The following is a 14,606-nucleotide window of genomic DNA, read 5'->3' as shown; positions in this document are numbered from 1 at the left end:
CAAGACCGATCACGGTGCGGAAAGGTTGTGCGGGGATCAACAATTTTCCGGGTGGTGTTCCCGGGCCGGTTCCCACGGGGGAACCGTCCCGGTGCCGGACGGTTGCGCGGGACCGGAGCCCTGCCCGCGGCCGGGATCCGGGAGGGGCGGCCGGGATTCGGGAGGGGGAAGAGGCAGGGGGAGAGGGAGAGGGCCACACGGGTGGGGCCGAAGGTGTGTGCGCGGACGCCATGGCCCGGGAGCGTGCGGCTTCCTAGGTTCAGGGTCCATGAGCTTGGACAAGGTGGTCGCGGACGCGGCCGAGGCGGTGGCCGACGTGCCCGACGGCGCGTCACTGGCCGTCGGAGGATTCGGACTGTGCGGGATTCCCGGGGTGCTGATCCACGCCCTGCTGGACCGCGGCACCACCGGACTGCGGGTGGTCTCCAACAACTGCGGAGTGGACGACTGGGGGTTGGGCCTGCTGCTGCGCGAGGGCAGGATCGCCCGGGTCACCGGCTCCTACGTGGGGGAGAACAAGGAGTTCGCCCGCCAGTACCTGGACGGGGAACTGGAGGTGGAACTGGTGCCGCAGGGCACCCTCGCCGAGCGGCTGCGCGCCGGCGGCACGGGTATCCCCGCGTTCTACACCCCGGCGGGTGTCGGCACCCCGGTCGCCGAGGGCGGGATGCCGCTGCGGTACGCGCCCGGGGGCGGGTCGGTGGCGCTGGCCTCGCAGCCGAAGGAGACCCGTTTCTTCGGCGGCCGCGAGTACCTGCTGGAGGAGGGCATCACCACCGACTTCGCGCTGGTGCGGGCCGCGGTCGGCGACCGCCACGGCAACCTGGTCTTCCACGCCTCCGCGCGCAACTTCAACCCGCTGGCCGCCATGGCCGGCCGGATCACCGTGGCCGAGGTCGAGCGGCTGGTCGAACCCGGAGAGCTGGACCCCGACGCCGTCCACCTGCCGGGGGTCTTCGTCCAGCGGGTGGTCGTGGCGGAGGCGGACGACCCGCGCGCCGAGCGGCGCGTCGAACGGCGCACCGTGCGCGAGACGGTCCCGGCCCGGGACCGGGAAGGCGGCAACTGACATGGCACTCACCCGCGACCTGATGGCGGCCCGCGCCGCCCGCGAGCTCGTCGACGGCACCTGCGTCAACCTCGGCATCGGACTGCCCACCCTGATCCCCAACCACCTGCCGCCGGGCGTGGAGGTGGTGCTGCAGTCGGAGAACGGCATCCTCGGGGTCGGCCCGTACCCGGAGCCGGACGGGGTGGACCCGGACCTGATCAACGCGGGCAAGGAGACGGTCTCCGTACTGCCCGGGGCGTCGTTCTTCGACTCCTCGCTCTCCTTCGGCATGATCCGCGGCGGCCACGTCGACGCCGCGGTGCTCGGGGCCATGCAGGTCTCCGCCCGCGGCGACCTGGCCAACTGGATGATCCCCGGGCGCATGGTCAAGGGGATGGGCGGCGCGATGGACCTGGTGCACGGCGCGCGGCGGGTGATCGTGCTGACGGAGCACACGGCGAAGGACGGCACGCCCAAGCTGGTGGACGAGTGCACCCTGCCGTTGACCGGGCGCGGCGTGGTGCACCGGGTGATCACCGACCTCGCCGTCCTCGATGTCACGGAGCAGGGCTTCGAACTGGTCGAACTGGCCCCGGGGGTGAGCGTGGAGGAGGTGCTGGCCGCCACGGGCGCTCCGGTCGCGGTCGCCGGCGAGCCGCGGGAGATGCTCTGCGCATAGCGGTCCGCACCACGTGGCCGCGGCGCGGCTGTGGCGTGCGAACCCATGTCGGGCACCTGACAAGGCTCCTACGGTGACCGGAATCACACCGGCCGGGCCCCGCAGCAGCGCGGCGGCCCGGCCGCCGGCAGGGACCGGAACGACCCCCGCCGGCCACCGGAAGGAGCCGACCATGCCTCTGCACCCACCACGAGGAGACACCCGCCCCGGCGGATCCCGCCCCGGCAAGGCCCGCCCCGGCAAGGCCCGCCCCGGCGTGACGCGGCTGCGCCGCGCGGCCGTTGCGGCGGCCGCCGCACTGGCCGCGGCCCTGGCCGGCCCGGCCTCCGCCACAGGGGCGTCCGCCGCCCCCGCCGCACGGACCGCCACCGAGCAGACCGCCACCGCGCAGACCGCCGTCTCGGCGCAGGCGGCCGTCACGCTGGAGCGGGTGGCCTCCTTCGGCACCAACCCGGGGGCCCTGAACATGTACGTCCACCGGCCCGCCTCGCTGCCGCAGAACCCGCCGGTCGTCGTGGCGCTGCACGGCTGCACGCAGAGCGCCCAGGACTACGCCGACCACTCCGGCCTCCCGGCCGTCGCCGCGCGCGACGGCTTCCTCCTGGTGTTCGCCGAGACGACCTCGGCCAACAACATCCAGTCGTGCTTCAACTGGTTCCAGAGCGGCGACAACCGCCGGGGCCAGGGCGAGGCGGCCTCGATCCGGCAGATGGCCGCCCACGCCGTCTCGGCCTACGGCGCCGACCCGGCACGCGTGCACGTCACCGGGCTGTCGGCCGGAGGGGCGATGACCTCGGTGATGCTCGCGACCTACCCCGACGTGTTCCGCGCGGGAGCGGTCGTCGCAGGCCTGCCCTACGACTGCACCAAGGACAAGAGCCCCTACACCTGCATGAACCCCGGCGTGGACCTGACCCCGGCGGCCTGGGCTCAGCGGGTGCGCGACGCGTACCCCTCCCACACCGGCCCCTGGCCGCGGGTGGCCGTCTGGCACGGCGCGAACGACTCCACGGTCGTCCCGAGGAACGCCGACGAACTGCGCGACCAGTGGACCGCTGTGCACGGACTGTCCCAGACCCCGAGCAGCACCGGAACGATCGGCCCGAACGGCACCCGCCACGAGGAGTACCGGGCCGCCGACGGCACCGTCGCCGTCGAGGTCAACCGGGTGCCGGGCATCGGCCACGGCACGCCCGTCGACCCGGGCACCGGCGCCGAGCAGTGCGGGACGGCGGGCACCTACTACCCGGACTCGATCTGCTCCTCGCACTGGATCTCCCGCTTCTTCGGCCTGGGGGGCGGCACCGGAACCCCGACGCCCTCGCCCACTCCGACACCCTCGCCCGACCCGACGTCCTCGCCCGCCCCGACCGCCCCGCCGGAGGCGGCCTGCTGGACGGGGAGCAACTACCAGCACGTGCAGGCCGGCCGCGCCACCACGAGCGGCGGCTACACGTACGCCAAGGGCTCGGGCCAGGCGATGGGCCTCTACAACACCTACGTCACCCACACCCTCAAGGAGTCGCCCGCCGGCTACTTCGTCCTGGCCGACGACGGCTGCCCCTGACCCCGGCCCCCGGCGCTCCGGCGCTCCGGAGGACCCGCCCCGGAGCGCCGGCCCTCCCCACTCCCTCCTGACCCTTCCTCCCTCCCCCTCCCAGAAAGGTGCACCCGATGCCCCGCCCCGCCACAGCCCTGCTGGCCGCAGCCCTCGCCCTGGCCGCCGCCCTCCCCGCCGCCGGAACCGCGACCGCCTCGTCCCCGTCGGGGGAGGGGGACACGGGACGGGGAGGCGCAGGAGGCCACTGCGCCGGCATCGCCCGGCTGCACGTGCCCGGCGCCGAGCACCAGCAGGCCGACTGCCTGCAGGAACTGACGACCGCCGGCACCGTCGCCTCCGGCCACACCGACCGGGCCGACTGGAACGGGCTCACCCCCGCCGGGCTCGCCGTCCCCTCCGGGGTTCCCGGCGTCCAGATCGACGGCTACTTCCCCGACGACTCCACCGGCAACACCAACCACGGCTGGGCCCACGACTCCCAGTTCGTCATCCGGCTCCCCGACCGCTGGAACGGCGGGCTCGTCGTCACCGGGTCGCCCGGCAACCGCGAGCAGTACGCCAACGACCGGGCCATCGGCGACTGGGTCCTCGAGCGCGGCTACGCCTTCGCCGCCACCGACAAGGGCAACACCGGCCTCGACTTCCACCGCGACGGCGACGCGCCCGGCGACGCGGTCGCCGAGTGGAACGAACGCGTCACCCAGCTGACCCGGGCCGCCCGGGCGGTCGTCGCCCAGCGCTACCACCGGCCCCCGTCCCGCACTCTGGCCACCGGCCTGTCCAACGGCGGCTACCTGGTCCGCTGGCAGCTGGAGAACCACCCGGAGCTCTACGACGGAGGGGTGGACTGGGAGGGCACCCTGTGGCGGACCGAGGGCCCCAACCTGCTGACCTTCCTGCCGCCCGCTCTGCGCGCCTACCCGCGCTACGCCGCCGGGGGCCCGGGTGCGCAGGAGGCCCACGAGGAGATGACCGCGGCCGGGTTCCCCACCGGAACGGAGTTCCTGTGGCCGTTCCACCACCAGTACTACTGGGACCTGACGCAGCGGGTCTACCGCGAGGAGTTCGACCCCGGCTTCGACGGTGACACCGAGACCGGAACCCCGTTCTGCACCCCGGGCACCCCCGCGTGCGACGCCGACTACGACTACGCGCAGCGCCCGGAGGCGGTGAAGGACGCGGTGGAGAAGGTCGCCCTCACCGGCCGGATCGGCAAGCCACTGATCACTCTGCACGGCACCAAGGACGTCCTGCTGCCGATCAGCGAGTCCTCCGACGTCTACGCCCGAATGGTCCGCGACGCGGGCCGCGGCCACCTGTTCCGCTACTACCGGGTCGAGGACGGCACCCACACCGACTCCCTCAGCGACGTCTTCCCGGACCGGCTGCGCCCCCTGACGCCGTGCCACCGCTCCGCGTTCACCGCGCTGGAGGACTGGCTGGGCAAGGGCGAGCAGCCGCCCGCGAGCCGCACCCTCCCCCGTCCCGCCGGGGCCGGCCCGGCCGACCTGCTCGCCACCTGCCCGCTGGACTGACTCCCGGCCGGACCGACTCCCCGCCGGGTTGACTCCCCGCCGGGTTGACTCCCCGATGGGCCGACTCCCCGCGCACGGTCCCGCGTACGACCCCCCGCCCCCGTTCCGGCTCCCGCCGGGGCGGGGGCGGCCGCACGTCATGGGTGCGGGGTGCACAGGGAGCGCCCGGACTGTGGTGTCCCACCACATGGGGGGACGGCCGCACTGTTCCTACGGTGTGGCGACACGAACAAACATCGTTCCACAGGGGCGCCCGCCGCGCCCCGTCCCGCTCGGAAGTGGTGACCCATGGCAGTGCCGCCCCCGGCGCCCAGCGCCCCAGAACCCGCCCCCGCCCCCGACGCCGCCCCCGGCTCGCTCCGCCGCATCGTCGCCGCGAGCCTCATCGGCACCACCATCGAGTGGTACGACTTCTTCCTCTACGGCTCCGCGGCGGCCCTCGTCTTCAACAAGCTGTTCTTCCCCGAGTCCGACCCGCTGGTCGGCACTCTGCTGGCCTTCCTCACCTACGCGGTGGGCTTCGCCGCCCGGCCCATCGGCGCGCTCGTCTTCGGCCACTACGGCGACCGGCTCGGACGCAAGAAGCTGTTGGTCATCAGCCTGCTGATGATGGGCGGTGCGACGTTCCTCATCGGCCTGCTGCCCACTCACGCCACGATCGGGTCCTCGGCGGCGATCCTGCTGACCGTGCTGCGGCTCGTCCAGGGCTTCGCGCTCGGCGGCGAGTGGGGCGGCGCGGTGCTGCTGGTCTCCGAGCACGGCGACGCGAAGCGCCGCGGGTTCTGGGCCTCGTGGCCGCAGACCGGCGCCCCCGCCGGCCAGCTGCTGGCCACCGCCGTCCTCGCGATCCTGACCGCGGTGCTCACCGAGGAGGCGTTCGTCTCCTGGGGCTGGCGGATCCCGTTCCTGCTCTCCGGCGTGCTGGTGCTCGTCGGCATGTGGATCCGGCTGTCGGTCGACGAGTCCCCGGTCTTCAAGGCCGCCCTGGCCCGCGCCCAGGCCGCCAAGAAGGCGGAGGACAAGGTCGAGCAGATGCCGCTGGTCGCCGTGCTGCGGCACCACTGGAAGGACGTCCTGGTCGCCATGGGCGCCCGGATGGCCGAGAACATCAGCTTCTACGTGATCACCGCGTTCATCCTCGTCTACGCCACCGAGCAGGTGGACCTCGACAAGCAGACCGCCCTCAACGCCGTGCTCATCGCCTCCGCGGTCCACTTCGCGGCCATCCCGGCCTGGGGCGCCCTGTCGGACCGGCTGGGCCGCCGCCCCGTCTACCTGATCGGCGCGATCGGCGTGGGCGCGTGGGCCTTCCCGTTCTTCTGGCTCATCGACACCGCGACCTTCGGCACCCTGCTGCTCGCGGTCACCGTCGGCCTGGTCCTGCACGGGGCGATGTACGCGCCGCAGGCCGCGTTCTTCTCCGAGATGTTCGCGACCCGCATGCGCTACTCCGGCGCCTCGATCGGCGCCCAGTTCTCCTCGGTCGCGGCCGGCGCCCCGGCGCCGCTGATCGCCACCGCCCTGCTGAACGAGTACCACAGCGCCACCCCGATCGCCCTCTACGTGATCGCCGCCGCGCTGATCACCGTGGTCGCGATCGCCTGCGCCAAGGAGACCAGGCACCGCGACCTGGACGAGATCGGCTCGGACGCGGGCGCCGCCGCCGGCCGCCCGGCCGCCGAGGACACCGCCCCCGCCCGGAGCGTGTGACCGCACCGCCGTCCCGGCGGGCCCGGACAGCCCGGGCCCGCCCGCCCACCACCGCAGCCGCCGCGCAGACCACACCGGTCTGCGCGGCGGAACGCGTTGCGGGGCGCGGGATCCGGACCTGGACCCGCACCCGGGACCCGCTCCCGGGACCCGGGCCCGGGAGCGCCCGGTGGGCCGTCAGCCGCCGCCCGCGGAGAGGCGGTGCAGGCGCAGCGCGAGCTGCACCTCCAGCGCCCTGGCGGGCGACTGCCAGTCCGGGCCGAGGAGGCGGCCGACCCGCTCCAGCCGCTGCGCCACCGTGTTGACGTGCACGTGCAGCTCGTCCTTGGTGCGGGCCGGGCTCATGCCGCAGGCGAAGTAGGCGTCGAGGGTGCGCACCAGGTCGGTGCCGCGCCGCGCGTCGTAGTCGACGACCGGGCCGACGGTGCGCTGCACGAAGCCGTCGATGTCGCGGGCGTCGCCCAGCAGCAGCCCCAGGAAGCCGAAGTCGTCGGCCGCCGCGCCCTCCCCGGAGCGGCCGAAGGCCCGCAGGGCGTCCAGGCAGCGGCGGGCCTCGGTGTAGGCGGCGACGACCGCGCCGGGCCGGGCGGCCGGCGCGTCCACCGGCGCGGAGGCGCCGACGGTGACCGGGGCGCACACGGCCGCGCCGAGCTGCCCGGCGACCTGCCGGGCGGTGCCGGTCGCGGTGTCCGAGGGGCCCAGGGGCAGCAGCAGGACGGTGCCGCCGTCCCGGGCGGCGGCCAGGCCCTGGCGGGTCGCCGCCAGGTGGGAGGCGGCGGACCACAGCCGCTGCCGGTCGGCGGCCCGCTCGGGCTCGGTGCCGGCCCCGGCGGCGCCTGCCGAGGCGTCGATCCGGGCTGCCAGCACCACGTGCGGGGCGTCGAGGTCGGCCCGCAGCCGCGCGGCGCGTTCGCGCAGCAGCCGCGGCTCCCGGTCGGGGGCGTCGAGGAGGTCGTCCAGCAGCTCGCCGCGGACCCGCTGCTCGGCCTCGCCCGCGAAGCGGCGGGCGAGCAGCAGCAGCGAGGTGACCATGGCGGCCCGCTCCAGGGTCCGCCGGTCCACCGGGTCCAGCCCGGGGCCGTCGCGCAGCACGAGGGCGCCGAGGGGTTCGCCGCCCGCCGAGACTGCTGCCACCCAGTCGTCGCCGTGCCGCACCGCGCGGCCGTCGGCGCGGGACTGCGCCGCCGCGCCCGCCGGCGCGTCCCCGGCCTCGAGGAACTCCACGCGGCCGTTCAGCACCTGGGACAGGGCGGACGCCACCTCGTGCACGCCCCCGCCGTGCAGCACCAGCTCGGTGAGCCGGTCGTGCACCTCGGAGGAGCGCTCGATGCTCTCCTTGGCCGCCTCCAGCTCGGCGAACGCGGCCCGGGTCTCGGCGAGGAGGTTCGCGGTGTCGATGGCGACGGCGGCGTGCGCGGCGAAGGAGCCGAGCAGGGCGATCTGGCCGCGTTCGAAGACCCGGGCGCGGCGGTCGGCGGCGAAGAGCACGCCGATCACCTCCGTGCCGAGCACCAGCGGCACGCCGAGGATCGCCACCAGCCCCTCCTCCTGCACGCCCGCGTCGATGGTGCGGGTGTGCAGGAAGCGCGCGTCCTCGAAGTAGTTGTCGGTCACGTACGGCATGGCGGTCTGGGTGACGAGGCCGCCCAGCCCCTCGCCCATGCCGAGCCGCAGCTGCTGGAAACGCGCGGAGACCGACCCCTCGGTGACCCGCATGTAGGTGTCGCCGGCCTTGCGGTCGGTGAGCGTCAGGTAGGCGACCTCGGTGCCCAGCAGGGACCGGGCGCGCTGCACGATGGCGTGCAGCACGGCGTCCAGGTCGCGCAGCCCGGCCAGGTCGTTCGCCGTCTCGAAGAGCGCGGACAGCTCCGCCTCGCGGCGCCGGCGGCCCTCCAGCTCGGCCCGTACCCGCAGGGCGAGGAGCTTGCCGCGCTCCAGCGCGGCCAGCTCCTCGCCTCCGGCCCCGTCCGCGCGGGCGAGCAGCACCGGCCGCTCGTACTCCTCGGCGGGCGCCCCCCGGGAGAGCAGCTCCAGGAACGGCGCCTCGGCGCGGGCCCCCGCGCGGGCGCCGTCGCGGGGCTCACCGCGGGCGCCGGCGCGGGGGGCGGCGCGGGTGCCGGTGCTGGTTTCGGGGCGGGCGTCCCGCCGGTCGTCGGACACGGGTCAGGGATACCTCCGGGACGTGCCGGGGCGCCAGTCAGTGCGCGGTCCAGCCGCCGTCCATGGGCAGCGAGACGCCCGTGACGAAGGACGCCTGCGGGGTGCACAGGTAGGCCACGGCCTCGGCGACCTCCTCCGGCTCGATCAGCCGCTTCAACGCCGAGTCGCCGAGCATGATCTCCGTGACGACCCGCTCGGCGGGGATGCCGTGCGCCGCGGCCTGGTCCCCGATCTGACGCTCCACCAGCGGCGTCCGCACGTAGCCGGGGTTGACGCAGTTGGACGTGACGCCGTGCCGGGCGCCCTCCAGCGCGGCGACCTTGGAGAACCCCTCCAGGCCGTGCTTGGCGGCCACGTACGCCGACTTGAAGGCGGACGCGCGCAGCCCGTGCACCGAGGAGACGTTGACGATCCGGCCCCACCCCTGCCCGTACATGTGCGGCAGGGCGCCGCGCACCAGCCGGAACGGCGCCTCCAGCATCACCTTCAGCACGGTGGAGAAGACCTCGGGCGGGAACTCCTCGATGGGCCGGACGAGCTGGATCCCGGCGTTGTTGACGAGGACGTCGGTGCCGGCCGCGGCCTGCTCGGCGGCGTCCAGGTCGGTCAGGTCCAGGACGTGCGGCTCGACGGTCCCGGACAGGTCCAGGCCCCGGGCGTGGTCGGCGAGGCCGTCGAGGCCGTCGGCGTCCCGGTCGACGGCACGCACCTTCGCGCCGGCCGCGGCCAGCCGCAGCGCGCAGGCGCGGCCGATGCCGCTCGCGGCGCCGGTGACGAGTGCGGTGCGGCCGCCGAGGTCGAGACCGAGGGCGGCGGAGTTCGGGACGGGCCCCTGTGGGGTGGGCGTGGTCATGACCGCAGGCTAGGCAGCAACCGCCCCCGCACCGATGTGGCCGCAGCCCATACTTCCGCCGGTACTGCTGGGTGCGGGCCACGCACCCCGGCAGGCCGGCCGACTCCCGTACCCGGGCGGCGGCAGGTCAGGACGGGAAGCGCAGGTCGATGATCGACTCCAGGTCGATTCCGTGACGGGCGTAGACCGCGGTGGTGTTCTCCGACGTCAGCGCGTTTCGGTCGATGCCGAGCCGGTCGGCGGTCCTCCACACCTGTTCGGCCTCGTCGGCCTCGATCTCCAGGTAGGGCGGGATCAGCGGCCAGGAGTCGATCTCCAGCCGCACCCCGTCCAGGACGAAGGAGGTCCGGCGGTTCTCCTGGTACGCCTTCGCCCGGAACCCCAGCTGTTCCAGCAGCGCGTGCGCGGTGGCGAAGTCGGAGACGGCCACTTCCGTCTCCCGGGTGCCGTCGACGGCGTCGGAGACGATCTCCTTGACGCACAGGGTCACCTCCGAGCCGGTGTCCCGCAGCCGGACCCACCGCCCCGCCCCGCCCGGGGCGATGTCGTAGACGTACCGCCGCATCAGCCGCTCCGCCACCGACTCGCCGCCCGCACGGAGGATCCGCCCGGCCGTCTCCTCCGGGTCGACCTCCAGCACCTTCGCCTCGAACTCCGTCACCGCTGCCACGTCCGTTGTTCTCCTCCTGCCGCCGTCGTGCGGAACAACGACCGGCCACGCCTCCCGGTCGCACGGACTCTGTCAGCCGCAACCGCAGCCGTCGACGGCCGTATCGGGGGGAGCAAGGCCGTCACGGTGGCGGGCCCACGCCCACACCAGTGCGTCGAGCCCGGCCGTGCAGTCGTCGCAGGCGTAGAGCGGTGCGTGCATCCCGGACGAGGCGATGTCACCGATCCACAGGACCGGGACGCCTCGGCGACCGCAGCGCCACATGCAGGAGCCGATGGCCCGGTCGCAGTGGTTGCCCGGCCCACAGGTGAACGACTGCCTCTCCGGGCCGTTCGAAAGCGGGGCGCTCACTGCGGTTCCGTGGAAGGCGCCCGCAGGACGAACCAGACGGACTTGCCCACCGGCCGACGCGGCACGACTCCCCACCCGTCCACAGTGCGGGTGAGGAGGAACAGTCCTCGTCCGCACTCGCTGTCCCAGTCGGGCTCACGCACCACCGGCGGACGCGGGTCGGTGTCGGTCACTGCGGCGTAGAGCCCGTTCCGCGTGCGCTGGAGCAGGAGGGAGCAATCAGGTGCCGTCGCATGTCTGGCCACGTTCACCACGAGTTCGGTCACGGCGAGACAGGCAGTGTCGCCCAGGCCACCCGGGCCTCCCAGGCCCCACGTCTCCACGACGGCGCGAACAGTCTCCCGAACGGGGCGGATGTTCTCCGGGGTTGCGGTGAACGACAGCAGGAAGCCTCCGCCACCGGTTCGCAACAGGTCCCGGTGACTGCCGGCCCCAACGGTTTTGGTTCCGGCCATGTTCAAGGCGGCCGTCATCTCGCTCCTCAGGCAGTGCTCTTCCGTCCGCCCGGACCGAGCGGCTGACGCAAAGTCAACGTCCTTTCACGCAGAGTGGATACAGTCGGCGGCGAGGAGCAACTTGAATTCCTTGAATTTCAGGAAGGAATGGGGAAGGTGGCCGTTCACGGAGGCAACGACCGTCTCGCCTCGCTGGTCGAGGAAACCGGTTGGACGTATGCGCAGTTCGCCCGTGCGGTCAACCGGGCGGGAACCGAGGCAGGCTTGGCCTTGAAGTACGACGAATCCTCGGTCTGGCACTGGCTGAACGGCACCGTGCCGCGGGCACGGGTTCTCCCGGTCGTCCTCGAAGTGCTCTCCCGCAGGCTCAACCGGCCGGTGTATCCGGCCGCGGCCGGCTTTCGGAGAACTCCCGCCGGTTCATCCACGGCTGTGGATACCGTGGACGGACTCGCCGAACTGGGAGCAGCGGACATGGACCCTTCTCGACGCAGTGTGCTCGGGGCCGCGGGGCTGTACTCCGTGGCCCTGGCCGTGCCCGGCTATCCGGATGCCGCCGAACGTTTCGACGCGTTACGGCGCAATCCCCGTGCACGGATCGGTCAGGGCGAGGTCGACACCGTCGTCGCAGTGACGGAGCGGATCAGTGCGATCGACGACATGTTCGGCGGTCGGCACGCCAGGCCGATGGCCGCCGCCTTCCTCGTCAACACCATCGCCCCGTACCTGCGGGCCGACGCGTCCGAGAAGGTCCGCAGAGCCATGCTGTCGGCCGCTGCGGACCACTGCTACCTCACCGGCTACATGGCCATGGACGAGCGCGCGGACGGCCTCGCCCAGCAGTACTACCTCAAGGCTCTAGAACTGGCCGGCGGTGCCGAGGACCACCTCGCCTACTGCACGACATTGCGTGGCATGAGCGTGCAGGCCGTCGACCTGGGGCACGGCCCCCACGCACTGCGCCTCGCCGACGCGGCTTCCGCGGCCTCCCCCGAGGCCGGTCCGCGGATGCGGTCCTTCCTCGCGGGCCAGCAGGCCCACGCGGCCGCGGTGACCGGGGACCGGTCCCTCGCCCTGGCCAAACTCGCCGAGGCCGAGCGGGCGATGGAGAAGGCCGAGGCCAGGGCGAAGGCGTTCGGCTCCTACGACCCCTCCTCGCTGAGCTACCACACGGCCCAGGTGCGGTACGCGCTCGGCGACAAGAAGGCCGCCATCGCCGCGCTGGAGGACTCCGACCGGCAACGGGAGTCGGCCTACCGGCGCGGCCGCGTCCGCCACCTGGGAATGCTCGCCGAGCGCAAACTGGAGACCGGCCTCCTCGAAGAGGCGTGCTCGGACTGGAACCGTGCCCTGGACGACTATCCGCACGTCCAGTCGGGCCGCTGCGACGACCGGTTCCGCGCGATGCTCGCGGCGATCCGCCCCCACCTGAAGAACCGGCACGCCCGGGCGCTGTACGAACGCGCCCGCACGACGGCCCCCGCGCAGGTGGCGAAATGACGGCACCGGGACCGGGCGGGATGCCGCAGGGGCGTCCGTGTGCAGCCCGCAGGCCGCTGAAGGACCGATCGGAGAGGAACGGCATGGCCGTCGTCGCAGTGACCGGGCACATGGACCTCACGGAGGGGAGCGTTCCCCTCGTCCGTCACGCGCTGCTGGACCTGCTGGGCCTGCTGGGCCGGGAGGCGGACGGGCGGCTGACCGGGGTGTCCTGCATCGCCGCGGGGGCGGACTCCCTGTTCGCCGAGGCGGTCCTCGACCTCGGCGGCAGGCTCGTCGTCGTCCTGCCGTCCGCGGACTACCGCGAGGCCAAGGTCAAGCCCGACTTCGCCGAGCGGTTCGACCGGCTCCACCGGGCCGCCGCCGAGGTCGTCGTGATGCCCTTCGCCGAGGCGGGCCGCGACGCGTACGAGGCGGCCAACGACGAACTCCTCCGCCGCGCGGACCGGCTGGTCGCCGTGTGGGACGGACGGCCGGGCAACGGCCGGGGCGGCACGGCCGACACCGTGGCCGCCGCGCGCGCCGCCGGACTGCCGGTCGAGGTCGTGTGGCCGCACGGAGCGGCGCGGAAGGGCTGAGCACCGCTTCGGACCGGGCGCCCCGGCGCATGCGCCCGCCCCGGGCGCCGTCCCGCCCGCCGTCGGGCATCAGGACTTGAGCGGTGGTGCGGCTCCAACAGGTGCGGGACGCGGATCATAGGTCATCCGTCGGGACACGACGACGGCTTCGGCGAATGTCCGACCTTGCGGATAGTGTTCGGCGACCCGGAGCCGACGGCCCCGGGGCGGGTGCGGTGGTGTGCGGGGGTGTGCATGGTCGGGCGTGAGCTGTCTCCGGCGGATCATTCGAAGAAGGAAGTCCGCGTGGTGCTGGAGCGCCTTGTCGCACAGGGGTGGAGCTTGCGCAAGGCCGGCCATTGGGGGCGTCTGTACTGCTCGTGCAGTGATACGTGCACGGAGATCGCGGTCGGTGGGACTCCGGAGAACCCGTCCTCCGCCGCGAACAGGATCGCCCGGATCGCCAGGCGCTGCCCGCTGCCGCAGGACGACCCACGCCGCCCCGCCGGGCGTCGTGTTGTCGATTGACAACACCTTGCCCGTCGGTGAATCTGGGACCGGACGCCGGACAGTTTCGCGGGCTGCGTTCGAGCAGCGAGCCATCGGCGAATCGTCGACAGGGGGAGTCGGAGCCATGGAGTACGAGTTCGTTCTTGTGGTCGACGGAGTGTCGCTGGACGATGAGGTCGCCGTTTCCGTCATCTGTGAATCCTTCGACGGACTTCTTTCCCGGCACCGCAACCTGCACCTGCTCTCGGTGTCCGCGTCCGGCGCGACCCCCGTGGACGCCGCGCACAACCTCGTGGCGCGTCTGCGGCGGGAGATCCCCCGACTGCGCGTCCTGCGGCTCGACCCCGACCTGGTCGGCGTCTCCGACATCGCCGAGCGCACGGGCCGGACGCGCCAGAACGTGCTGCAGTGGGCGAACGGAACCCGCCGGAGTGCCGAGCCGTTCCCCGACCCCGAGGGGACGGCAGGGCACTCCCCGGTGTGGCGGTGGGCGGAGGTGAACGCCTGGCTGGCCGGGATCGGCGCGGACGACGGCACTCGCGCGCCGCTGCGCGAGGACGTCCTGATGATCGACTTCATGCTGCCCCACTGGCAGCAGGCCCTGGACCAGGGACTGCCCGTCCTGAAGGTGCTCAGTGCCCAGGACGACCGGGCCGCGGACCGTACGGCCGTCATGCGCCTGCTCGACGACGCGTTGCGTGACGCGGACGCTGTGAAGACGATCGCGGCATTGCCGCGCAGCGAGCCGCACCGCCTCACCGTCGTGTGCGCGGTCGTGCTCGACCGTCTCTCGACCGTGCTGGAGCAGGTGGCCCCGGACGACCTGTCCGCCCTCCTGGCGGTTCAGGGAGGTGCCGGTGAACTGCACCTGATCGGCGTTGCGGCGCAGCAGCTGCCGGGAACCGTACCGATCGCGGACCTGGGGCTGACGGCCGAGGCAACCGTCGGGGACCTCGTGCTGCTCCTCGCCGGAGGGCGGGTCGCTTCCGGTACTCCTCTCGCGATCGCCTGACG

General features: G+C 73.5%; 13 protein-coding genes. 8 read left to right on the top strand and 5 right to left on the bottom strand.

The window, feature by feature from the left end; all coding sequences use genetic code 11:
- Nucleotides 1-268: 268 nt before the first annotated feature.
- From GQS52_RS11970 to GQS52_RS11950, 5 genes are all read left to right on the top strand, one after another.
- The gene (locus GQS52_RS11970) at nt 269-1,069 is read left to right on the top strand and encodes a CoA transferase subunit A (protein WP_182313428.1); all 801 of its coding nucleotides are present in this window, start codon (nt 269-271) and stop codon (nt 1,067-1,069) included.
- A gap of 1 nt (nt 1,070) precedes the next feature.
- Nucleotides 1,071-1,730, top strand: coding sequence for a CoA transferase subunit B (locus GQS52_RS11965; RefSeq protein ID WP_182313426.1), 660 nt, complete (start codon nt 1,071-1,073; stop codon nt 1,728-1,730).
- A gap of 172 nt (nt 1,731-1,902) precedes the next feature.
- Nucleotides 1,903-3,297, top strand: a complete 1,395-nt coding sequence (locus tag GQS52_RS11960) for a PHB depolymerase family esterase (protein WP_182313424.1) — start codon at nt 1,903-1,905, stop codon at nt 3,295-3,297.
- Between the two features lie 107 nt (nt 3,298-3,404).
- Nucleotides 3,405-4,826, top strand: coding sequence for a 3-hydroxybutyrate oligomer hydrolase family protein (locus GQS52_RS11955; RefSeq protein WP_182313423.1), 1,422 nt, complete (start codon nt 3,405-3,407; stop codon nt 4,824-4,826).
- A gap of 288 nt (nt 4,827-5,114) precedes the next feature.
- A complete protein-coding gene (locus GQS52_RS11950) occupies nt 5,115-6,536 on the top strand; it encodes an MFS transporter (protein WP_182313422.1) in 1,422 nt (473 codons plus the stop codon).
- A gap of 177 nt (nt 6,537-6,713) precedes the next feature.
- On the opposite strand, the gene GQS52_RS11945 is transcribed toward GQS52_RS11950, so the two are convergent.
- The 5 genes from GQS52_RS11945 to GQS52_RS11925 form a co-directional block, all read right to left on the bottom strand.
- Nucleotides 6,714-8,570, bottom strand: a complete 1,857-nt coding sequence (locus GQS52_RS11945; protein WP_259371100.1) for a helix-turn-helix domain-containing protein — start codon at nt 8,568-8,570, stop codon at nt 6,714-6,716.
- A 163-nt stretch (nt 8,571-8,733) separates the two neighbouring features.
- On the bottom strand, nt 8,734-9,549 hold the full coding sequence (locus GQS52_RS11940) for a 3-hydroxybutyrate dehydrogenase (protein WP_182313418.1): 816 nt from the start codon (nt 9,547-9,549) through the stop codon (nt 8,734-8,736).
- Between the two features lie 127 nt (nt 9,550-9,676).
- Complete coding sequence (locus GQS52_RS11935; protein WP_182313416.1) at nt 9,677-10,219, bottom strand: CYTH domain-containing protein; 543 nt, start codon at nt 10,217-10,219, stop codon at nt 9,677-9,679.
- A gap of 72 nt (nt 10,220-10,291) precedes the next feature.
- Nucleotides 10,292-10,570, bottom strand: coding sequence for a hypothetical protein (locus GQS52_RS11930; protein WP_182313414.1), 279 nt, complete (start codon nt 10,568-10,570; stop codon nt 10,292-10,294).
- Nucleotides 10,567-11,043, bottom strand: coding sequence for an ATP-binding protein (locus GQS52_RS11925; RefSeq protein WP_182313412.1), 477 nt, complete (start codon nt 11,041-11,043; stop codon nt 10,567-10,569). Before GQS52_RS11925 ends, GQS52_RS11930 begins: the two co-directional genes overlap by 4 nt.
- Nucleotides 11,044-11,172: 129 nt before the next feature.
- Between GQS52_RS11925 and GQS52_RS11920 the strand changes: the two genes are divergently transcribed.
- The 3 genes from GQS52_RS11920 (at nt 11,173) to GQS52_RS11910 (ending at nt 14,604) form a co-directional block, all read left to right on the top strand.
- Nucleotides 11,173-12,525, top strand: a complete 1,353-nt coding sequence (locus GQS52_RS11920) for a tetratricopeptide repeat protein (protein WP_182313410.1) — start codon at nt 11,173-11,175, stop codon at nt 12,523-12,525.
- A gap of 83 nt (nt 12,526-12,608) precedes the next feature.
- Nucleotides 12,609-13,103 (top strand): hypothetical protein, encoded by a 495-nt coding sequence (locus GQS52_RS11915; protein WP_182313408.1) that lies wholly within the window; start codon nt 12,609-12,611, stop codon nt 13,101-13,103.
- A gap of 613 nt (nt 13,104-13,716) precedes the next feature.
- Complete coding sequence (locus GQS52_RS11910; RefSeq protein ID WP_182313406.1) at nt 13,717-14,604, top strand: hypothetical protein; 888 nt, start codon at nt 13,717-13,719, stop codon at nt 14,602-14,604.
- Nucleotides 14,605-14,606 lie beyond the last annotated feature (2 nt).

It is taken from the genome of Streptomyces sp. SCUT-3, from assembly GCF_014083985.1.
In the GTDB taxonomy this organism is placed as follows: Bacteria; Actinomycetota; Actinomycetes; order Streptomycetales; family Streptomycetaceae; genus Streptomyces_H; species Streptomyces_H thermolineatus.
Note: the sequence above shows the minus strand (reverse complement) of the source record. Positions and strands in the feature narration are given on the sequence as shown.